Source organism: Legionella adelaidensis, assembly GCF_900637865.1.
GTDB classification, from domain to species: Bacteria; Pseudomonadota; Gammaproteobacteria; order Legionellales; family Legionellaceae; genus Legionella_A; species Legionella_A adelaidensis.
Genome location: NZ_LR134414.1, coordinates 18,904 through 39,354, shown reverse-complemented (window position 1 = coordinate 39,354; position 20,451 = coordinate 18,904). Strand labels below are relative to the sequence as shown.

Below are 20,451 nucleotides of genomic sequence, written 5' to 3'. Positions count from 1 at the left end.
ATCCCTTGGTTAGGATTAGCCAAGTAAGATTCTTGGGTATAATTATTATTCGTTAAGGTAAAATGCCTTCGGCTGCTTGACTTATTTTATGCTCAAGAGAGGCAATAAATTCTGTCAATTGCTTTCTCTTCTTTTCTTGTTGATTTTGGCACTGAATTAATTCATGGCTTATTTGTAACGCGGATAATAGTAAAATTTGATATTCATCTAGTGATTTATAAGCGCTTTTCTTTTTTATTAGGTGTTCATTTAATCTTTGGGCAGCCATGTGTAACATGTCAACTTCATCTTCATTGCATTTAAGCTCATAAGTTTTATTGCATAGGCGGATAGTGCATGTTTTTGTTTTTGCCATTTTGGCCCCTTCTATTTGATACAGCGCTGTCCAAATGGTAGCAATTTTGGATTACCCGAGCAAATCAGTTATTATTGGAAAATTTAGTAATGAGATAGCTATGTCAAACATCATCCCAGAACATTTACCGAATTACGAAGAATTTTTAACCCATATTGATGGGTTGGACCTTCCTTATTCAGGAAGTGAGGTCCATGGCGTAATGTGTGGATACTTATGTACGGGGGCGAGCAATGAAGGAGAAAATTACATTCGCGCCTTAGTAAACAACACAAAAAACAGCACAAAAAAAGAAGCGCTAATGGCTTTATTTTCGGTATATGCTATTAGTTACCAGCAATTAATAAACTTTGATTTTGAATTTGAATTATTACTACCGGATGAAGGATATCCTTTGGTTGCAAGAGCACAAGCATTTAGTGAGTGGTGCCAAGGTTTTACCCAGGGAGTTGCTTTATCCGGATTTACTGCTTCACAATTAAGTGAGGAAGAAGCAGTGGAAGCCCTTCGCCATATCTCTGAGTTTGCCGAGCTTGATTATGAATCTTTAGATGTAAGTGAAGATGATGAGAAAGCGTTGTTGGAAGTCAGTGAATATACCCGCTTGGCGGTATTACAAATTTTTAATGATATAAAAAATACGCTAACCCCTAACAGTGAAAACTCACATTAATCATATGATCACACAGAAAGAATATGTAGAACGTAGAAAGAAATTGGCATCAAAGCTTCCGCCCGACTCGTTAGCAATTATCCCTGCCGCTAGCGAAGTTACAAGAAGTGGCGATACAACTTACCGTTTCCGCCAAGACAGCGACTTTTATTACCTAACAGGTTTTAATGAACCCGATGCTTTACTCATACTCACCTCCGGCAATAACTGCAAGGCGTATTTATTTAATCTTGCTAAAGACCCCGTGCAAGAACTATGGACAGGTATACGCCTGGGGCAGGAGCAGGCTTTAAAAGAGCTGGGTGTGAACGAGGCGTTTTCCCTTAATGAAATAGAGAAAAAACTTCCCGAAATAGTACAAGATAAAAAAGCTATTTTTTATCCGATAGGCCGTTACCAAGCATGGGAAAAGAAAATATTCGCTGCTTGGCAAGAAGTAAAAATGCAGAGTAGAAAAGGAATTGCGGCTCCTGACTCCTTTATGGATTTGCAACCTATCCTTGGGGAAATGCGTCTTTTTAAAAGCGAATCAGAAATTGCCTTAATGCAAAAAGCTGCAGATATATCTGTTGAAGGACATTTGCGCGCGATGCAAAAGGCGAAAGTGGCCCAATTTGAATATGAATTGGAGGCTGAGTTAATTTATCGTTTTACCCAAGGCGGTTGTCGTAGTGTTGCTTATGATCCGATCGTCGCAGCTGGAGCCAATGCGTGTATCCTACATTATACGCAAAATGACAAAGCTCTTAGAGATGGAGAGCTCGTATTGATTGATGCAGGTGGTGAGTATGCAGGATATGCTGCTGACATTACGCGTACTTTCCCCAAAAATGGAAAATTTAGCTCTGAACAAAAAGCTGTTTATGATTTAGTTTTACAAGCCCAAAGAGCAGGCATAGAAAAAGTTCGTCCCGGAGTGCTATGGGATGAAATTCAAAAAATAATAGTGGAGGTATTAACCACGGGTCTTCTTGAGCTAGGGATTCTAAAGCCAAATAGTTTAGAAAAAGAGGAGTATAAGCAATTTTATATGCATAACTCCGGGCATTGGTTAGGTTTAGATGTGCATGATGTAGGATCCTATAAGATAAATCGACAGTGGAGGCCATTGGAAGAAGGCATGGTGCTTACTGTAGAGCCTGGGTTATATATAAAAGAAGATGCCTTGAATGTTCCAGAAGCTTTTCGTGGTATAGGCGTTCGTATTGAGGATGACATAGTAGTAACCTCCACAGGAAATAAAAACTTAACAGGTAAATTAGCCGTTGAGTCATCTGAAATTGAGGCTATTGTTCGTGGAGCCTAAAAAACTAAACGTGGATATATTAATTGTCGGGGGCGGGCTTATTGGTGCAAGTCTTATGCTTGCTCTGAAAAATTCGGGGGTATCTACGCTATTAATCGAATCTAAATTAACCTATGAAAAAGAGGAAGATTTTGATGCGCGGACATTAGCACTCTCTCCCTCCAGTATGCGAATTCTAAAGTGTATCCATCTCTGGGAGGAGCTTGAGCCGGATATTACTCCCATTAATATGATACACATCTCCCAGAAGGCCTCTTTTGGTTTGGCGACCCTTAAAAGTGAAAAGGAACCTTTAGGCTATGTAGTAGAAATGCAGCACTTACAAAAAATTTTTCATAAAAAACTTTCTTCAGAAAAAATATTAAATTCTGCCCGTCTTATTAATTATGATAGAGAAAAGAAAGTCGCGGTTATTGAAAAAGAGGGTGAACAGATTACTGTTATTGCACAACTCATAGTTGCTGCCGATGGTGCAGGTTCTCATTTAAGAGAGTTTTGTAAGGGTTTAAATGTAAGTGAAAAGGTCTATGATCATGTAGCTATTGTTGCCAACATTGGCTTAGGGCGCTCTCATAATTACTGCGCTTACGAACGATTCACTGCTGATGGGCCGCTAGCCCTTTTACCCATGACGCGAATGCGCTCGGCATTGGTATGGTCTCTCCCTTATGGGGAGGCCAAAAAAGTAATGGAGTTAAGCGATGCCGAATTTTTAAAAAAAGTTCATCAGCTCTTTGGATATCGACTAGGCAAATTGGTCAAAGCAGGAAAAAGAACTTTATTTCCTTTAAAACAATCAATTATGACGCAAACGATTTCTTGGCCTTTTGTTTTCATTGGTAATGCAGCGCATACTTTACATCCTGTCGCCGGCCAAGGTTTTAATTTAGGGCTGCGCGATGTAGCCACGTTAGTGCAATGCATAGCGGGCAAGGGCCTAAACTCACAGATGTTAGAAATGTATCAGCAGCAACGAATACATGATCAAAAAGCAATTACATGGTTAACCGATAATCTGGTAGAGTTATTCACCAATAAATTGCCAGGCTTACACGCTGCTCGAGGTTTGGGCTTACTAGCGCTTGAAAACCTGCCGCTATTCAAAAAAATTGTGGGGTATTACACTCGCGGGTTTGCGGGAATAACGCCCGATTTAGTCTGTGGTATACCGATACAACACAAGGTCTCTTATGGAAAGTTATGACATTATCGTAATAGGTGGCGGTATAGTGGGTTTGAGTGCTGCTATTGCGATGAGCAAGCATAATTTTACTGTTTCCCTAATCGATGCGGGTGGTTTAACCGCTACTATACCCGATACACCGGATGTACGTGTATATGCCATTAATCAATCTTCTGAGGCATTATTCCGTGAGCTAGAAGTTTGGGATTTATTAGAGCAGAAGAGGTTATCCCCTTATGCTCATATGCATATTTGGGATGCGGCTTCCAATGCAACAATTGATTTCGACGCGCGGATGATTGCCAAAGACAAGCTGGGGACTATTGTAGAAGAGTCTGTATTAAAAGTTGCTTTACTACAAAAAGCACGCGAGTCAGGCATACATTTGCTTTCTGAAAATAAAGTGTCGGGAGTAAGTCTTATAAATCAGACGATGCATTTGCAGTGTGGAGAAAATACCTGGAAGAGCAAATTATTGATGGTTGCAGATGGTGCTAATTCGCATACTCGCGATTTATTGGGAGTTTCGATAAATCAATGGTCATATCATCAAACCGCACTGGTAGCAAATGTTGAGACGCAGCATTCCCACGAAAAGACGGCGTACCAAGTGTTTAATCCCAGCGGCCCACTGGCTTTCTTACCCTTAGCCAATCAAAATCAATGCTCTATAGTGTGGTCCTTACCACCCGCAAGAGCAGAAAGTTTAATGGCAATGGGGGAAGAGGAATTTTGTAAACACTTACAAGAGGCATTTGCCAAGAAGCTTGGTAATGTAAATCTTCTAGGCAAGCGCCATTCATTTCCACTAACAATGAGGCATGCAAAAAGATATACCGGCGATTATTGGTTATTATTAGGCGATGCCGCACATACTATTCATCCTCTTGCCGGGCTGGGCTTGAATGTTGGGTTAGCAGATGTGCAAAATTTTAGCCGCTTATTTGAAGATAAAAAAAATTTGCATTCGCGAAAATTATTAGGATCTTACCAACGACAAAGAAAATATGAAGTTTGGCAAATTATTGCAGCTATGCAAACGCTCAAAGGTATTTTTGCCAATCCTTTACTTACAGGGATTCGAAGTGTGGGACTAAATTGTATTAATCAACTGGACTTCGTTAAACGATTTTTTATTCAGGCTGCGGGATGACGCGTTAAAAGCAAGCCAATGACTAATAGTACTATGTGTGTGATACACTTTCTCACCACCTTAAGCTACAAGGAGAAGCCAATGAAATTTTTCATTATTTTTATATCTGTTTTGCTTAATGGGGTGGCCGTCTCTCGCCCTGACGTTAAGTTAATAGGAGAGTTAAACCAAACTATTACCCTCCCTTCCAATAAACTGGCTAACTCTATCCCTCTCAATCGAGATATTTCTTTATTGAAACTGAAATTCAGTGATACTGCTTTGGAAACTATGAGCAAGCGCGCTAGTTTTATTTTAGCCAACGATAATAAAACCGAATCCTGTGATGGTCCTCGCAGTATCCAACTGGGGATGAATAATATCCCCGTTTTAGATCAAGGGAGTCATGCAACATGTGCTACTTTTGCTAATACCGCCGCTATTGATGCAGGCCTTGGCCAAGGAGACTATATTAGCCAGCTATGTTTATTACAACTTGGCTTAACTCTTGAAAGTGAAAAATTAGCCTGGACACCTAGCGGTTGGTCGGGAACTCTTGGCCCGATTGTATTAAAAACGATTGACACTTTTGGCGTGGTTAGCAAACAAAATCAAAAAATCTATGGGTGTGGTGGCTTAAAAGAATATCCTACCGATGGTACAGGCCCAACTTCAGGTATCTCCTTGGCGGATTATCATGAAAATAGTGATGCACTCAGACGAATTGCTGGTTGGTCCCCCATTTTAGATATCGCAGAATATACAAAAGTTGATAAAAATATTACCTTCCAGGATGTGAGAAATGCTTTAGTTTCAGGTGACAGGGTAACTATTGGTGTTGCATTAGTCGATTTTGAGTTAGGTACAGTTGGGGCTGTTGGAAAATATAAAAATGAAAATGATACATGGGTGTTAACCCATGAAATGCTCGTTGATCTGTACAAACAGACTGCCTCTCTGGCCGGTCATGAAATGATTGTTACCGGATATGATGACGACGCAGTTGCTTATGAATATGGAGATGAAAAAATCAGACACCAAGGGTTATTCAAGCTCCGTAACTCCTGGGGCGACAAACTGGGGGATGGTGGCGATTTTTACATGTCTTATGATTATTTTAAAACACAAGTTATTGAAGCACAGCGAATTAAAATACGGAAAAATTATTAGAAATTTAGTATTAACTGAGGTACTTACAGTAAAAGTATCGACATAGTCTTAATAGCTAAATAATACTAAATTTACATGAACAATTTGCATGTTTATGATACACTCCTGCGTCTTCTCGACCATAAATTGGAGAATTGTTCATGAAAATTGCACGTTTTGTGTATGTATCCCTCTTCGCCGCCGGGTCGGTTTTTGCTCAAGATTTTCAAGTTGTGGGCAAAATTACCCACCCACTATCTGTTCCCGTTACCAAAGCCACAAGCTTGAAGGCTCAGCCTTTAAAAAGAATTACTTTAATGAAAGTGCAATTGTCGGAGCAAGCTCAGTCAGCGATTAAGGCACGCACGAACTCAGTAAAGCAAGCGCATACTCTCTTATCAGCAGGAAAATTACCCTCTAAGGTCCAGCTGGGTATGGGGAATGTTCCGGTTCTCGATCAGGGGATGCACGGCACCTGTGCTACTTTTGCTAATACTGCTGCAGTTAACGCTACTCTAAATCTAGGCGATTACATTAGTCAGTTATGTCAATTAGAGCTGGGCAGCTTTCTGGAAAATAATGGATACATCCCTAGTGGCTGGAACGGCACATTGGGGAAAACTGTGCTCAGCCAAATGGATTCCTTTGGAATTGTTAGCAAAGATCAACAGGAAATGTATGGCTGTGGTGGTATGACTCAATATCCTGTTGATTCGGCAGAGTTAGGTGAAGAACTTTCTCCACAAGAATTTCATAAATTGAGCGAGCCTTTATCCGATAAAATTGGTTGGAGTAACATTTTAGATGTGTATCAAGCCTTTAATGATAAAGTAAATATCATTAGCGTGTTGCAGCAAGTAAAAGAATCATTAAATAAAGAGGAGCGAGTTACCTTCGGTGTGCTGTTACCTGATCTTGAATTAGGAGTTGCCGGAGCCGTGGGCTCTTACCATGCTCAAAATGATACGTGGGTCTTAAGTGATGAAATTATTCGTGATTTATACCAATCAATGATTCAAGCAGGTCATGAGATGGTAATTACTGGATATGATGACAATGCCATTGCTGTTGATAAAAATGGCATACAACATAGAGGGTTGTTAACGCTGCGTAATTCCTGGGGTGAATCAATCGGCGATCACGGAGATTTCTATATGTCGTATGATTACTTCAAGGCTTTGGTAATCGAAGCGCAAGAGATTAGATCCTTGCAAAAAGATAAAGATAAGGACGTTGAGGCCGTTAGCTAGCGGGCAAACATTTCTTTACTAAATTGAATTCTTGCTGGGATGGGTTCTCGTCCCAGTGAGGCTCTTTTTTCAATAAGTTTATAACGATTTAAACCGCCTTCTCTGTTAGCTATTTGAATATTCAGCCCGGGCCGCGCATTCAGTTCCAGCATCATAGGGCCTTTTTCTTTATCGATAACAACGTCTACGCCAAGATAGCCTAAACCAGTTAATTCGTAGGAACTAGCAGCAATTTCCAATATTTTATCCCAATAAGGGATTTCAATATCGACAATTGAATTTAAAGTGTCGGGATGATAATCAATGGTATCATTATTGCTTACCCCCCCTAGCGTTTTACCGTTAGATAAGTTTACTCCGGTTCCTATTGCCCCCTGGTGAAGGTTAGCTTTTCCCCCGGAAGAACGGGTAGGAAGGCGTAACATCGCCATAGCCGGATAACCTAATAAAGTAATAATTCTAATATCCGGGATGCCTTCATGGCTGACTTCGGCAAAGACGGGGTCCACAATGACTCGTCGCTCTATAATCGCGTAATCAGAGTGTCCGCCAAGACTATATGCACCTGATAATAAACAAGATAAATGGTAACTGAGTTCTTGTTTGGTAAGTAGCTTGCCATTGATTTGTCGGTAGCGTCCATGAACTTGTCCAGTAATTACCAGGATACCATCACCACCTGCGCCACGTGCAGGCTTAATTACAAAGTCTGTATAAGGTTGTAGAAGTTGATCAATTTTTTTTATTTGATGTTCTGTTTCAATAAGTTCGTAAAGCGCGGGAACTGCGATACCTGCTTGTAAAGCGAGACGTTTGGTTTTTAACTTGTCATCTACCAAAGGAAAAAGTCTACGTTTATTATAACGTAATACATAATCACTATTCCTTTGATTGATGCTTAGAATGCCATTTTTACGTAAACGTAAATAGGTCTTTATCATGACCGAGCCTTGGCTAATACATTAAAGCGGACAAGCTCTAACAAACGATAGCCTCTATATTGACCAAACCATAGTAATAATGCCAAAAGGACTAATAATAATTCCGGGAAAGCAAAAATCAAATATTGCATGGGTGCATAATTCATTGCGCCATAGCAAATAACAGCTGCTAACATGCTACCTGCACCAGCGCTTAAAGCTTCACCCGCACCCCGTTCATCCCAGGTAATGCACATCCGTTCAATGGTCATAGTTAAAATAACCATGGGGAATAATGCTACAGACAATCCGGAATCCAAACCTAAATTTTGGCAAATAACACTTAAAAAAATCATTAACAGGATAACAATAGTTAAAATTGAAGCTAAGCGGGGGACGAGCAGTAAACGTAATTGATCAAGATAAAAACGGGCTAAAAGTCCGAAAGAAACGATAAGGGTAAATAAAATAATTCCCCAAACCACATGCGTTTCTCTAAAAGCAAGCGCTATAAGGACAGGCATAAATGTCCCAAAAGTGCTTAAACCAATAAAATTCCGCAACAATAAAATAATGAAAGCACCTATGGGCACGGTAAGTAAAATTTTATAGGTCTCTTGTACTTCTACAGGTAATTGTAATAAAGAAAAGCGTAATAATTCAGATTCAGTCTGCAGTCCCCTTGCTTTAGCGATGGTCAATGCATTCATAGGGGCAGCAGAAACGGAGAGGGAAAATTGTGGCTTTTTGCCGCCTAATACCGAAAAAATAGGCTCACTACCATATTGCCATATTAATAAGTTAGCCGGGAGCCCAGCCACGCCCGTTTTGGGATTAATAAAAACCCACTCCTTATCGTTATAAACTGCTAAATAAAACGTTAAATCTGTTTTATGGTATTGCTCTAAATAAATTCCCTGCACAGGCATAGCAGCGATTTTGGCATTATTTAAAACTAACACCGCTGCATTAACTATACTCAACTCACTAACGTCATTACCTATTATCAACCTTGAATTTCCCTCATTCTTATTAAGCTCTTTAATAGTACTTTGTGCAAATGTTTGAATGTCGGCTGATGATTGTCTCGCCTGAAGAATGATAGCGTCCACTGCCGCTTTTTGGTTTTCAGGAAGAATTTCGGTTTTAAAGCGATGCGGTTTAGGAAGATTTGTTTCATTAATATCAGTTTCGCGAAAAATAGCACGGTAATAGAGGGATTGTGGGCCATGACCACGGCGTAATGACCAAATAGCTTGACGATTATACCCGTCTAAATGAGTGGTTACTCCATAATTTTGAGCGACAAAATATTCATCTAAAATGCTAAAATATGGTGACATATACGGAATAGAAAAACTGGCCTTTACGGGAACATGGGGATCCGCATTGAAGCGCAGGTTGGCTTCTACCATCCAACTGTTGACATTTTCCGTATCAGTAAGCGGCACATCTAACGCAAAGTGCCGATATAAAAACAAACCGATTCCCACCAAAAACAAGGTTATTATGAGGCCATAAACATGGCGCTTATTCGATTGCATCTTTAGACATTCTCAGTTTTAACAAGATATTTTTTACTCGGATCAATTATCCCATCAAAAGCAATAATTGCTTGTCGACCTAAAAGAAGGGGATAAATAAATCGTTTTCTATTTGTCAGATTAACTCTGATAACTCTTTCCTTATCAGCTAATTTAATTTTCATTAATACTACAGGACGTTGAATAGACTTATGGACTAAGGACTTTGCTTGTCTCTCTCCGGCCCGTATTTTTATATTAACATCACCCACATACTCACATTGAAAAAAAACGTCGCCTTCTTTCGAAGGTACTATAAAGCTTAGATACGGTTTTCCATCAACTTCTGTTTCAGTAATGTGAGTGGCATTTAGAGATGCGGATTTAGCACCTGTATCTAATTTTGCTGATAACGTTAAATTTTTATCAACTAGCGTTGCCTTTTCGATAAATCCATAGATTATTTTTTCGTTATTTGCCATGGTACTTCCACATAAAAAAGTCCAAGAAAAAATGAAAAATAAAACTAACCGCATCTAATCTCCCAATAATAAAACAGAGTAATATACCGTTTGTTCACACTAGATGCTATCTTCTTATGCGATTCGTAGAAAAATGCAGAAAAAAGCTTACATATTTTCAAGAAAAAGCTCTTTTATCTTTTCTAACACCCTATGATATAATTGTCGATGGGCTACTATTTTTTGATGCATTTTGAACCATTTTGAAATTTTACTTGCCATTTAGTGCCTGAGTATGTACAATTTGCGTCATCTTAGCCGCCGCTTGTGAGACGCATGTCGACCGAAATCGATTCTGCCATGTCCGCCAAAGAGAGTATAGATAAACGACGCTCTTCTCTATCGGTCGTTCAAAAGTTAAAAAATGAAGGCAAACAGCTTGCAAAAGATTTACACAACGCCGGCGACGTTTATGTGTGGTACGCTCTTCTTGATGGGATGAGCTTATCTTATAGCATGATCAAGTATGTGTTTGACATGCTTTGTACCAATACCGATACCCTTTCTACCGATGCAATGCATGATTGGATGATGACGCCCCAGGGCGTTGCTGCAATCACTTCAGAATCTTTTTTCATTATTACTTTTTCTTATTTTGGCAATATCTGTAAATCTGATGAGAAAAGCCAGTGGAAAAAATTTTTGGCACTCTCCTGGCCTTATTGTCGCGATTCCATGAAAGGTCTAAAAAATGCATATAAAGGCATACGTAGTACTTTTCAAATCGCAGAAGCATTAGGCATTGCTAACACGCATCAAATGATTGTACCAGTTGGCCTTTTACTCGGTGTCTTTTCAGCGCTTAATCGAATGTGGATGCGCAAAATGATTTCTGAGCGCAAAAAAATGATGACGGAAAATGATAATTTGTTAGAGGAAGTGAAAGCGAAATCTCAAATTTCAAGTGATGAAATTACAAATATTATGGGCCGCATTCGTAGCCAATCAAATTATTTACGTAATAAAGGGCTAACGGGAGCAGCTTATGGAGGAATTGTTGATGGCATGTACCTCTATATGGGGGTAGTAACAATTTCGGTGTTTGCTCCTCACGTTTATTTGGCATTAAGTATTTGCTCTATGTTATTTACAGTAGGCTGTATTGCGACGCGGATGTATGAAGAGCATGATTTTCAAAAGCAATTGGTGGTCACTCAGGAAAGAATCAAGTTAGCAATCATTGGAAAAGAGATACAAACGCTGGTGTTACAGGCAAAAAGTATTGGTGAGGAGATTGAAGGTCTTACTCAAATTAAAGATGAAGTTGTACTCAACGCGGAATCTTTACTTTTTGAGCAGTCTCTTATTTCAAATCGAGTGTTAGATATAGAGAGACTTTCACGTGCTTATGCACAATTAGGCACCTTTTTAGATATAAAATGTGATGAATTTGAAAAACAAAAGTCGAAGCTGCGTTCTACTATGGCCCTTTCTTACACTGAGGCGGCTCTGGCAGGCATCAGAAGTGGTCTTGGAGCCTACAGTGCCATTTCTAGTGCGCTGTTTGCCATTGTCACTATCAATACCATGCTTTTAATGCCAATCTCCCCTGGTTTGGTAATAGGCACAGTCGCTCTGGGCGCGGCATCTGTTGTTGTATTTTTAGCGCATGCTTTAATAGTTAATTATTATCATCATAAAGCACAAGCAAAAGCCGGAAATAAAATCCAAACGCTCGCTGAGTTTATAGCAGATGTTAAGTCAAAAAAAGAACAAGTAGCGGCCCTTAAAAATGAAAAAATTGAGAAAATAATTCGCATTGGTTGGGCTACGGACCCTTCACCGCAATTTTATTTTCTAGAGGTTTTCGAAATTGTACGTTCTTTTTTCTCTGGGGTGGCCAAAGGGCAAAAATCTGTAGATTATACATTGAACCCTCTCCAGGAACCGGATGAAAAAGGACATTACCATGATACGAACATCATGCTTATGCTCACAATGCTGAGCTCCTTTTTCTATGCGATAGGTTTAGCTTTAAGGGCGCTGGCCAAAGGTTTTGGCAGGGAGTCTTTAATTAAAAATAATCAAGAAGAACTAGACGATGTAATAGAAGAAGCGGAACAACTAATAGAAGATGAAGAGCCCCCATCGCCACCTAAAGGTCCAAGTGGTAGTCCTGGTCCTAACTTACGGACTTGTAGCTCGGAGCCAAGAATAGCTCTCCTGGACCCCACGCTAGGTACGGTAAGTGCAGGAGTTAGCCCTTCAAGCCAATTCGGCAAAAATGCGTCTTCTCCCACATTTTTTCTCAAGGCACGCCGAGTGAGTGAAGGAGACGCGTCCGCTGTGGAAAGATTTAAAAATAAGAGCGGTGGCTTATCTCCTATTTTGGAAGATAAGCTTTCGAGCCCTTCTTCACGTCCCGATACCCAAATGGAGCGTCGTGTAGAGGCACCTAGATTCTTCTCTCCCCCTCCTGCTAGAAGACCGCCTGACTCCCTTCCCAGAAGACACAGTGAATCTGATTTATCTTCCCCTCTCTTTAATTTCGGTATAGTTCGGGATTTAGCGTAGGATCATTGTACATTTTAAACTGATGATACACGCGAAAAGTTCTTTTTTTATTCAAAATATCATCAAATAAGTCATGAAGACACTTTTCTAATTGGTCTTTTTGCGCCAGTAAAATAGCAAGCTTATTTCTACACTTAATTATATGGTCTTGGCTCACGTCCTGACGATTAGCTTGAATCTCCATATGAAAGCTTTTTAAGGTAAGAATGGAGAGCCTGTCGATCATCATTCCGGGTGTTTCAGAATGTACCGGACAAATACTGTCTGTGCTTGGAGCTAGAGCATTAAATAACCACTCGTCCATTGCCTCCATACGATTATTGCGTTGCTGATTGCAATGGTCAATTTCCCTTTTTGCAACATAAACAAATTCATGCCCCTGATCATCGCGGCGTGCCCTGTCTTCTGCATTCCATAATTGAAAATTAAAAGCGTGATTTTCTTCCACAATTCGAAAAAAACCTTCTTCATGCAAAGATATCTTGTCTTTTTCCCATTCTGTAAGGCAGCGTAGCTGAAGTTCTGTGATATACGTGGGATAATCTAAATAAAACATAATTTCCAATAAATATTAATTGAAGCCCGCAAAATAGATATTATATATACTTATGTAAGTACCGTCAGCTTCCATTTCTAATAATGCTTGATTAATTTTATACATTAAATCTTCATTTTCTTTAATGGTAACAATCCCATACCCTAATCCCAAAGGTAAGCGGTCTCCCACTAAAGCTAAATTATCATTATTAGCATACAAACTCTGGGCGGTAGCTGCGTCCATAATAATCCCATCGACGTCACCCGCAGTTAAGCCTACAATCATGTCAGAAATATAATGGAACTCAACAAAATCAACCTTTCCATCTAATACTTCCAGAACCAAAGGTCCAAAAAGTGCTTCATGGGCTATACCAATTTTTTTACCCTTTAATTGATCTGTTGTAATAATTTTACTGGATTTGGTGGTGATGAATTGGGCATAGCTTTCCATGTAAGGCAAACTAAAAAGATACTCACTCATGCGTTGGGAAGTAATTGTTATATCTCCAATCCCCAAATCAATATTTTTTGCATCCAGGTTTGTGAAAATATCATTGAAACTATAAGGTAAATATTGGCATTGAACTTCTAATCGCTTACAAATTTCATTCATTATATCAATATCAAAGCCAACGAATTGCGTTTTGCTATCGAGCTGCATAACAAAAGGTGGAGCGAAAGGAGGGATCCCAATTAGTAATGGTTTTGCATATACTGTAGAATGAAATAAAAAAAATAATAAGAAGCAAAATCGTATCCATACCATAAGTGAAATCCTACTTTTTATTGTAATCGTAGATTAGTTTGGTGTTTATTGCCAATGGTTATTCATGCTAAGCTGCTTTAAAAAAAGGGAAAAATTTTATGAAGTATATTGGTTTATTGCTCTCTCTGTTTTTTATAAAAATTGTATGGGCGCAGTCTTTTCCAAATGGATGTAGTGTAATACCCATAAGAGATCACTCACTGATTTTATCGGCGGATAAACCTACCATAGTAATATTGCATAATATTTCAAACTCCGATATTTGGGTTACCCACCCGGTGGCTGAAGCGAGCGCTAGCGCTGGTTGGAGCAGTCGTCTTCAACCCGCCAACTGGTCAGCCCTCGCGTTAAACGAGAAGGGTTTTGAAATCTCATGTGTGGAATCAAAGCCCGGACACGAACAACAGGTGCCTTGCGCAAGCGTGTTAGGGGTTTGTCATTATGTAAATGTAAAATCTACAGAGCCCGCTACTAGCACCTTTTGGATTGCAGAAAACTTGGACCTTTCTGCTATAAATGTACAAATTGCCCAACGGGGGTTCACATTACCTGTTGAGAATATTAAATCTAATTAGAAAGAATACCCGTGAAGAAAAAAACCAAAAACTCGTTTTATAAAAAAGACCCCTATTTTGAACGTGAAAGTGAAAAATATTCAGAACCTATCCCAAGCAGAGAGCTAATTCTGCAAGTCTTGGAGGATTACGGTCGTCCAATGTCTCGAAATCAACTCATTAGCACTTTAGAAATTAATGAAGACAATAAACAAGAGTCACTAGGCTTTCGTCTGCGCGCTATGGTGCGTGATGGACAGATCATGCAGGATAGACGCGGACGTTTTTGTTTACTGCGCCGGATTAATTTAAAAAGAGGAACGATACAAGGACACCCCGATGGGTTTGGTTTTTTTATTCCTGATGATGATTCCGATGACATGGTTCTCTCGGCGATGGAAATGCGGGGAGTGATGCATGGGGACGTGGTTCTCGCTTATCAAACCGGTGTTGATAGACGAGGAAGATTAGAAGGAAAAATTCATGAGGTAATTGAGCACGCAAACACAAACGTGGTTGGTCGCTTTTTTTCTGAACATGGCGTGTTCTCGGTTATACCGGATAACAAACGGCTTATCCATGATATTTCTATTACTCCTGAGCAAACATTAGGCGCTAAAGATGGGCAAATTGTCCTTGTAGAGATTCTTGCCTATCCAAGCAAAAGAACGCAAGCGGTGGGGAAAGTTATTCATATTTTGGGTGAGCATATGGCCCCGGGTATGGAAATTGAAGTCTCAATATTAGCGCACGGGATCCCTTCAGAATGGCCTGAGGAAGTATTACAAGAAGTGGCTAATGTTCCCATGCATGTTACTGAAGACCAATTAAGAGGGAGAACTGATTTACGTCATTTGCCTTTCGTAACCATTGATGGTGAAGATGCCAAAGATTTTGATGACGCGGTTTATTGTTATGAGAAAGCAAAAGGCGGCTTCCAATTGTATGTTGCTATTGCTGATGTAAGTCATTATGTAAAAGAGAACTCTGCATTGGATATTGAAGCTGCCAAGCGAGGTAACTCCGTATACTTTCCGGGAAAAGTGGTGCCTATGTTACCGGAAGCACTTTCCAATGGAATTTGCTCTCTAAATCCCAAAACCGATCGTCTGTGTATGGTTGCCGAGATGGCAATAAGTCCTACAGGAAAGATAACACGCGCTAATTTTTATCGCGGCGTTATTCATTCGCAAGCAAGACTTACTTATACAAAAGTGAACGAATGGGTTCTCCAAAATAAAATTGACAAAGATTACGAACATATTTGGCCAGCTATTCAATCACTTCATTCCCTTTTTCAAGTTCTCAATGAGACAAGAAAAAATAGAGGGGCAATGGATTTTGAAACGACTGAAACTAAAATTGAATTTGACGAGTTTAGAAAGATAAAGCACATCCATCCAGTAATTCGAAATGACGCGCACCGCTTAATTGAAGAATGTATGTTAGCAGCTAATATGTCCACCGCTAAATTTTTGCAAAAAGCTAAGATACCTACTCTGTATCGAGTCCACCCGCCACCAGAAGAAGACAAAGTCCTTGCTTTAAGAAAATTTTTAGGTGAATTTGGTTTAATGTTAGGAGGAGGGAAAAATCCTCATCCTAAGGATTTTCAACGTACCCTTGCCCAGGTGGGAAATAGACCAGAAAAACATTTGATTGAAACAGTAATGTTGCGCTCTTTAAAACAAGCCCATTATGTGGAATCTAATGATGGACACTTTGGCTTGGCATATTCGGCTTATACGCACTTTACCTCTCCAATAAGAAGATATCCTGACTTATTAATTCACCGGGCTATGGGACATTTAATAGATCATGACCAACTCGAAAATTTTGAATATAACGAAGAAGATATGTCTCGTTTTGGTAAACATTGTTCTAGTACAGAAAGAAGAGCGGATGAAGCAACTAGAGAAGTAGTTGCCTGGTTAAAATGTGAATTTATGCAGGACAAGTTAGGCCAGGTATTTCGTGGGCGTATCTCTGCAGTGACGGGTTTTGGTATTTTTGTGGAATTAGACGAGATTTTTGTAGAAGGATTAGTTCATGTAACTTCTTTAAAAAGTGATTATTATACGTTTGATAGCACTAAACACCGTTTAGTAGGGGAACGAAGCGGCCGTGTTTATCGCTTAGGGGATAAAATGACGGTTTTAGTAGCCCGTGTAGATCTCGATGAACGAAAGATTGATTTTGAACCGGTTGAAGACGAGGTTGGAGATGAGTGAAAGTTTAGTATGTGGAATACATGCCGTTAAAGCATTGCTAAACAATACTCATCGCAGTGTAAAAAAAATTTATGTGAATAAAGAACGTCTTGATCAACGGCTTGCAGAAATTTTGGAGATAGCAGAAAAAAAACACATCAATATTGAAAAATTACCTCTACAAAAATTAAATCAACAATTTCCAAATGTTATCCATCAAGGGATCATCGCACTTGCTAGTAAAATCCCCGAATATTATGAAAATGATTTACCGCAGCTTTTGTCTTTAAGCAAGCAACCCCCTTTTGTCTTAATTTTAGATGGGGTGACAGATCCGCATAATTTAGGTGCATGCTTACGATCGGCGGATGCGGCAGGAGTTGATTTTGTGGTTATCCCCAAGGATAAGAATGCGAGTATAACCCCGGTAGTTAGCAAAGTCGCAAGTGGTGCTTTGGAGTCTATTCCATTTGTTCGTGTTACTAATTTGGCAAGAAGTATCGATCTTTTAAAAAAAGAAGGGATCTGGGTCTATGGCGCAGCCGGAGAAGCCAAAAAAAGTTTGTTTGAAATGGATTTCAAAGCGGGTATTGCAATTGTGATGGGTGCAGAAGGAGAAGGGATGCGCCGTTTAACCCGGGAAAAATGCGATGAATTATTTTCTATTCCTATGTTAGGCAGTGTATCGAGCTTAAATGTATCCGTTGCCACCGGCATAAGTTTATTCGAGGTGGTAAGAAACCGAACCGGATATAGTTAGCGGAAGGCAACAATCTAAATTAATTGCATCAACCTATAAGCCCACGAACTGATTAATACAGCGCGTCAATCGTTTAACCATTTCTTCAATTTCCTCTTTTGAAATGATTAATGCGGGGAGTAAACGTATAACAGATTCTGCAGTGATATTAATTAAAATTCCGTGTTCCAATCCTATAAGCTTCAAATCATTTGCGGGCCTGTCTATTTCAATACCAAACATGAACCCTTTCCCCCGAATAGCTTTTACATTAGGGTGATCACTTAAAGCACTAATTAATTGGTCACGCAAAAAAATACTATTTTGCGTGACCTGCTCACAAATTTTATCTTTTTCTATAACCTCAAGTACCGTTAACGCGGTTGCACAGGCTAAGGGATTGCCCCCAAAAGTGGACCCATGATTACCTGGTTTAAAAAGATCGCTCGCTTTTTCCCCCATGAGGCACGCCCCAATAGGAAAGCCGTTACCTAACCCTTTGGCGGTAGTGACAATATCGGGCTTAATACCAGCATCCATATAAGAAAATAGTTTACCTGTACGACCATTCCCAGTTTGGATTTCATCCAGAATTAACAACCAATTATTTTTTTCGCAGGTTTTTTCTAAATTTCGTAGATAAGAATCATCTGCGACAAATATCCCTCCCTCGCCTTGAATAGGCTCGAGCATAACGGCAACAATATCGTCGCGGTTTTTTGCAATCGTGTTGATAGCCTCCAGGTCATTAAAGGGTGCACGGATAAAACCGGGTACTAATGGTTCAAATCCTGCTTGTACCTTCCTGCTACCTGAGGCGGTGAGCGTAGCCATTGTACGGCCGTGAAAAGCGCCTTCCATTACAATAATAGCAGGGCTTTCAATTTCTTTTTTGTGACCAAACAAACGTGTAAGTTTAATGGCTGCTTCGTTCGCTTCAGCCCCAGAGTTCGCAAAAAAGACTTGGTTCATTCCGGTTAGTTGGATTAATTTCTCAGCGAGTTCCTGCTGTTCTTTTATTTTAAAAACATTAGAGGTGTGGATTAATTGTGCTGCTTGTTTTTGAATGGTCTTCGTCACTTCAGGATGTGCATGTCCCAAGCCACAAACGGCTATGCCACTAAAACTGTCTAAATAGGCTTTATTGTGTTCATCATAGAGCCATACTCCTTTACCATGTGAAAATGAAACGGGTAGAGGGTTGTATGTAGTCACAAGTGGCATAATTTCTCCGTAATTTTAACCCATGTTTTCGCTAACAAAGTCCCAGTTAACAACATTCCAAAATGCATTTACATATTCTGGGCGAGCATTCCTGTAATCAATGTAATAGGCATGTTCCCATACATCACATGTTAATAAGGCTCTTAAATTTTCAGTCATAGGGGTGCCCGCATTACTAGTACTAATAATTTTTAATTGATCATTATTGTCTTTCACTAACCATGCCCAGCCTGACCCAAATGTTGAAATAGCTGTTTGATTAAATTGTTCCTTAAATTTCTCAAAAGAACCGAACGCCTTATTAATGGCGTCTGCTACTTTACCTGTGGGTTCATTACCTCCTTTGGGATCCATGCAATGCCAGTAAAATGTGTGATTCCAAACTTGGGCAGCATTGTTGAAAATACCACCGCTTGATTCTTTAATAATTTCCTCAAGACTCATATCTGCAAATTTGGTATCAACGATTAATTTATTCAAGTTATTTACATAAGCCTGATGATGCTTACCATAATGATATTCCAATGTTTCCTCTGATATATGAGGAGCTAAAGCACTTTTATCATATGGTAATTTTGGTAAAGTGAATGGCATCTTTTCCTCCATGCTTTTTGCGTAAGTGTTTAAGTTTAGCAGTTTATACCTAAGATTCTTCAAAACCTAGTATTTTGGAGTGCCTTACGTGTAAGAAAGTAGGAATTTATGTAAGATAAATGGTGGTTGGCAGCAAAGACTCAAATAAATCCCCCTGTAGAGTAGGGCCTTGTGTCAACTTACATGAATTGAATAAAGTTGCGATGTGGTCGGAATTTCGCCATAATTATAACTTATACCCATAATCTAGGTGACCACGTGGATACAATTGAAAAAATTAAAAAGCAAATTGCTGAAAACAAAATCCTTTTATACATGAAAGGTAGTCCTAAAATGCCCCAATGCGGGTTTTCTGCGCGTGCGGTCCAATGTATTGATGCATGTGGAGTGGATTTCGCTTATGTGGATGTATTGGCTAATCCCGATATTCGCCAAACGTTGCCTCAATATGCAGACTGGCCTACATTTCCCCAGTTATATGTAAAAGGTGAATTAATTGGTGGAGCTGATATTATTGCGGAGATGTATGAGCAAGGTGAGCTTGAATTGTTGCTACGCGAAGCTACCGCTGCCTAAATAACTTTCGGAGATAAATATGAGTGTTCTAGTAGGGCGCAAGGCTCCAGATTTTACTGTTCCAGCTGTATTGGCTTCTGGAGAAATTGTAGAAAAATTTAATTTACATGAGGCTTTAAAAAATAAATACGGATTAGTCTTTTTCTATCCATTAGACTTCACCTTTGTTTGCCCCTCTGAGTTAATTGCTCTTGATCATCGCATGGATGAATTCAAAAACCGCGATGTAGAGGTGGTAGCTGTTTCTATTGATTCACAATTTACCCACAATGCCTATCGTAATACTTCTGTAAAAGCGGGTGGTATTGGCCATGTAAAATATACTCTGGCTGCAGATATTACTCACACTATTTGTCAATCTTATGGTGTAGAGCACCCTGTTGCAGGTGTTGCTTTCCGCGGCGCTTTTGTAATTGATAAAAATGGCGTAGTACGGTCACAAATAGTTAACGATTTACCAATTGGTCGTAATGTGGATGAAATTTTAAGAATTATCGATGCAGTACAATTCTTCGAAGAGAACGGGGAAGTGTGCCCGGCAGGATGGGAAAAAGGAAAAGCAGGTATGAAAGCTTCGCCACAAGGCGTTGCTGAATACTTATCTGAACACTCTGAAAAATTATAATAGATCTAAGACAAATGTCGTTATTGTGAACCGTAGGTAAAGATATAACCTTGATGCAGCGTATAGCGTAATCAAGGTTTTTTTCGCTACACTCGCA

20 protein-coding genes are annotated in these 20,451 nt (G+C 39.6%); 12 read left to right on the top strand and 8 right to left on the bottom strand.

The window, feature by feature from the left end:
• Positions 1 to 52: 52 nt before the first annotated feature.
• Complete coding sequence (locus EL206_RS00490) at positions 53 to 355, bottom strand: cell division protein ZapA (RefSeq protein ID WP_058463121.1); 303 nt, start codon at positions 353 to 355, stop codon at positions 53 to 55.
• Between the two features lie 100 nt (positions 356 to 455).
• Between EL206_RS00490 and EL206_RS00485 the strand changes: the two genes are divergently transcribed.
• The 6 genes from EL206_RS00485 (at position 456) to EL206_RS00460 (ending at position 7,048) form a co-directional block, all read left to right on the top strand.
• On the top strand, positions 456 to 1,028 hold the full coding sequence (locus EL206_RS00485) for a UPF0149 family protein (protein ID WP_058463251.1): 573 nt from the start codon (positions 456 to 458) through the stop codon (positions 1,026 to 1,028).
• A gap of 4 nt (positions 1,029 to 1,032) precedes the next feature.
• Positions 1,033 to 2,334 carry a Xaa-Pro aminopeptidase gene (pepP, locus tag EL206_RS00480; protein WP_058463250.1) on the top strand — a complete coding sequence of 434 codons (1,302 nt, stop codon included), beginning with the start codon at positions 1,033 to 1,035 and terminating at the stop codon, positions 2,332 to 2,334.
• The gene (locus EL206_RS00475; RefSeq protein ID WP_267885276.1) at positions 2,324 to 3,538 is read left to right on the top strand and encodes an FAD-dependent monooxygenase; all 1,215 of its coding nucleotides are present in this window, start codon (positions 2,324 to 2,326) and stop codon (positions 3,536 to 3,538) included. The genes pepP and EL206_RS00475 overlap by 11 nt, the downstream gene beginning before the upstream one ends.
• Entirely contained in the window at positions 3,525 to 4,670 is a 1,146-nt protein-coding gene (locus EL206_RS00470) for an FAD-dependent monooxygenase (protein WP_058463120.1), read from the top strand. The genes EL206_RS00475 and EL206_RS00470 overlap by 14 nt, the downstream gene beginning before the upstream one ends.
• A gap of 81 nt (positions 4,671 to 4,751) precedes the next feature.
• The gene (locus tag EL206_RS00465; RefSeq protein WP_058463119.1) at positions 4,752 to 5,819 is read left to right on the top strand and encodes a C1 family peptidase; all 1,068 of its coding nucleotides are present in this window, start codon (positions 4,752 to 4,754) and stop codon (positions 5,817 to 5,819) included.
• Between the two features lie 140 nt (positions 5,820 to 5,959).
• Positions 5,960 to 7,048: a C1 family peptidase gene (locus tag EL206_RS00460; RefSeq protein WP_058463118.1), complete on the top strand. Its 1,089-nt coding sequence runs from the start codon at positions 5,960 to 5,962 to the stop codon at positions 7,046 to 7,048.
• Here the strand turns inward: EL206_RS00460 and EL206_RS00455 are convergent.
• Genes EL206_RS00455 through EL206_RS00445 form a run of 3 tightly spaced genes read right to left on the bottom strand, consistent with a single transcriptional unit; the run spans position 7,045 to position 9,973 of the window.
• A complete protein-coding gene (locus EL206_RS00455; RefSeq protein ID WP_058463117.1) occupies positions 7,045 to 7,989 on the bottom strand; it encodes an alpha-L-glutamate ligase-like protein in 945 nt (314 codons plus the stop codon). The two genes, EL206_RS00460 and EL206_RS00455, sit on opposite strands and share 4 nt — an antisense overlap.
• Entirely contained in the window at positions 7,986 to 9,512 is a 1,527-nt protein-coding gene (locus EL206_RS00450; RefSeq protein WP_058463116.1) for an inactive transglutaminase family protein, read from the bottom strand. Before EL206_RS00450 ends, EL206_RS00455 begins: the two co-directional genes overlap by 4 nt.
• A 2-nt stretch (positions 9,513 to 9,514) precedes the next feature.
• Positions 9,515 to 9,973: an ATP-dependent zinc protease family protein gene (locus tag EL206_RS00445; RefSeq protein ID WP_232048481.1), complete on the bottom strand. Its 459-nt coding sequence runs from the start codon at positions 9,971 to 9,973 to the stop codon at positions 9,515 to 9,517.
• A 315-nt stretch (positions 9,974 to 10,288) separates the two neighbouring features.
• Here EL206_RS00445 and EL206_RS00440 point away from each other — a divergent pair, with 315 nt between their 5' ends.
• On the top strand, positions 10,289 to 12,526 hold the full coding sequence (locus EL206_RS00440; RefSeq protein ID WP_058463114.1) for a hypothetical protein: 2,238 nt from the start codon (positions 10,289 to 10,291) through the stop codon (positions 12,524 to 12,526).
• On the opposite strand, the gene EL206_RS00435 is transcribed toward EL206_RS00440, so the two are convergent.
• Positions 12,495 to 13,082: a DUF4254 domain-containing protein gene (locus EL206_RS00435; RefSeq protein WP_058463113.1), complete on the bottom strand. Its 588-nt coding sequence runs from the start codon at positions 13,080 to 13,082 to the stop codon at positions 12,495 to 12,497. The two genes, EL206_RS00440 and EL206_RS00435, sit on opposite strands and share 32 nt — an antisense overlap.
• A 15-nt stretch (positions 13,083 to 13,097) precedes the next feature.
• Complete coding sequence (locus EL206_RS00430) at positions 13,098 to 13,832, bottom strand: transporter substrate-binding domain-containing protein (RefSeq protein WP_058463112.1); 735 nt, start codon at positions 13,830 to 13,832, stop codon at positions 13,098 to 13,100.
• A 98-nt stretch (positions 13,833 to 13,930) separates the two neighbouring features.
• Between EL206_RS00430 and EL206_RS00425 the strand changes: the two genes are divergently transcribed.
• From EL206_RS00425 to rlmB, 3 genes are all read left to right on the top strand, one after another.
• Positions 13,931 to 14,407 (top strand): hypothetical protein, encoded by a 477-nt coding sequence (locus tag EL206_RS00425; protein ID WP_058463111.1) that lies wholly within the window; start codon positions 13,931 to 13,933, stop codon positions 14,405 to 14,407.
• Between the two features lie 140 nt (positions 14,408 to 14,547).
• Positions 14,548 to 16,617 carry a ribonuclease R gene (rnr, locus tag EL206_RS00420; protein ID WP_407637827.1) on the top strand — a complete coding sequence of 690 codons (2,070 nt, stop codon included), beginning with the start codon at positions 14,548 to 14,550 and terminating at the stop codon, positions 16,615 to 16,617.
• Positions 16,610 to 17,356: a 23S rRNA (guanosine(2251)-2'-O)-methyltransferase RlmB gene (gene rlmB / locus EL206_RS00415; RefSeq protein ID WP_058463109.1), complete on the top strand. Its 747-nt coding sequence runs from the start codon at positions 16,610 to 16,612 to the stop codon at positions 17,354 to 17,356. Before rnr ends, rlmB begins: the two co-directional genes overlap by 8 nt.
• 33 nt (positions 17,357 to 17,389) lie before the next feature.
• Here the strand turns inward: rlmB and EL206_RS00410 are convergent, their stop codons facing one another.
• Both EL206_RS00410 and EL206_RS00405 read right to left on the bottom strand, forming a co-directional pair.
• Positions 17,390 to 18,559, bottom strand: a complete 1,170-nt coding sequence (locus EL206_RS00410) for an aspartate aminotransferase family protein (RefSeq protein ID WP_058463108.1) — start codon at positions 18,557 to 18,559, stop codon at positions 17,390 to 17,392.
• A gap of 15 nt (positions 18,560 to 18,574) precedes the next feature.
• The gene (locus tag EL206_RS00405) at positions 18,575 to 19,153 is read right to left on the bottom strand and encodes a superoxide dismutase (RefSeq protein ID WP_058463107.1); all 579 of its coding nucleotides are present in this window, start codon (positions 19,151 to 19,153) and stop codon (positions 18,575 to 18,577) included.
• 258 nt (positions 19,154 to 19,411) lie between these two features.
• Here EL206_RS00405 and grxD point away from each other — a divergent pair, with 258 nt between their 5' ends.
• Positions 19,412 to 19,729, top strand: coding sequence for a Grx4 family monothiol glutaredoxin (grxD, locus tag EL206_RS00400; protein ID WP_058463106.1), 318 nt, complete (start codon positions 19,412 to 19,414; stop codon positions 19,727 to 19,729).
• A gap of 19 nt (positions 19,730 to 19,748) precedes the next feature.
• Positions 19,749 to 20,354 (top strand): peroxiredoxin, encoded by a 606-nt coding sequence (locus EL206_RS00395; RefSeq protein WP_058463105.1) that lies wholly within the window; start codon positions 19,749 to 19,751, stop codon positions 20,352 to 20,354.
• Positions 20,355 to 20,451 lie beyond the last annotated feature (97 nt).

What these genes read in the sequence shown, in the direction of transcription:
- EL206_RS00490 (WP_058463121.1), bottom strand. Translation starts at nt 355, where the DNA reads ATGGCAAAAACAAAAACATGCACTATCCGCCTATGCAATAAAACTTAT.
- EL206_RS00485 (WP_058463251.1), top strand. Translation starts at nt 456, where the DNA reads ATGTCAAACATCATCCCAGAACATTTACCGAATTACGAAGAATTTTTA.
- pepP (WP_058463250.1), top strand. Translation starts at nt 1,033, where the DNA reads ATGATCACACAGAAAGAATATGTAGAACGTAGAAAGAAATTGGCATCA.
- EL206_RS00470 (WP_058463120.1), top strand. Translation starts at nt 3,525, where the DNA reads ATGGAAAGTTATGACATTATCGTAATAGGTGGCGGTATAGTGGGTTTG.
- EL206_RS00465 (WP_058463119.1), top strand. Translation starts at nt 4,752, where the DNA reads ATGAAATTTTTCATTATTTTTATATCTGTTTTGCTTAATGGGGTGGCC.
- EL206_RS00460 (WP_058463118.1), top strand. Translation starts at nt 5,960, where the DNA reads ATGAAAATTGCACGTTTTGTGTATGTATCCCTCTTCGCCGCCGGGTCG.
- EL206_RS00455 (WP_058463117.1), bottom strand. Translation starts at nt 7,989, where the DNA reads ATGATAAAGACCTATTTACGTTTACGTAAAAATGGCATTCTAAGCATC.
- EL206_RS00450 (WP_058463116.1), bottom strand. Translation starts at nt 9,512, where the DNA reads ATGCAATCGAATAAGCGCCATGTTTATGGCCTCATAATAACCTTGTTT.
- EL206_RS00445 (WP_232048481.1), bottom strand. Translation starts at nt 9,973, where the DNA reads ATGGCAAATAACGAAAAAATAATCTATGGATTTATCGAAAAGGCAACG.
- EL206_RS00440 (WP_058463114.1), top strand. Translation starts at nt 10,289, where the DNA reads ATGTCGACCGAAATCGATTCTGCCATGTCCGCCAAAGAGAGTATAGAT.
- EL206_RS00435 (WP_058463113.1), bottom strand. Translation starts at nt 13,082, where the DNA reads ATGTTTTATTTAGATTATCCCACGTATATCACAGAACTTCAGCTACGC.
- EL206_RS00430 (WP_058463112.1), bottom strand. Translation starts at nt 13,832, where the DNA reads ATGGTATGGATACGATTTTGCTTCTTATTATTTTTTTTATTTCATTCT.
- EL206_RS00425 (WP_058463111.1), top strand. Translation starts at nt 13,931, where the DNA reads ATGAAGTATATTGGTTTATTGCTCTCTCTGTTTTTTATAAAAATTGTA.
- rnr (WP_407637827.1), top strand. Translation starts at nt 14,548, where the DNA reads ATGTCTCGAAATCAACTCATTAGCACTTTAGAAATTAATGAAGACAAT.
- rlmB (WP_058463109.1), top strand. Translation starts at nt 16,610, where the DNA reads ATGAGTGAAAGTTTAGTATGTGGAATACATGCCGTTAAAGCATTGCTA.
- EL206_RS00410 (WP_058463108.1), bottom strand. Translation starts at nt 18,559, where the DNA reads ATGCCACTTGTGACTACATACAACCCTCTACCCGTTTCATTTTCACAT.
- EL206_RS00405 (WP_058463107.1), bottom strand. Translation starts at nt 19,153, where the DNA reads ATGCCATTCACTTTACCAAAATTACCATATGATAAAAGTGCTTTAGCT.
- EL206_RS00395 (WP_058463105.1), top strand. Translation starts at nt 19,749, where the DNA reads ATGAGTGTTCTAGTAGGGCGCAAGGCTCCAGATTTTACTGTTCCAGCT.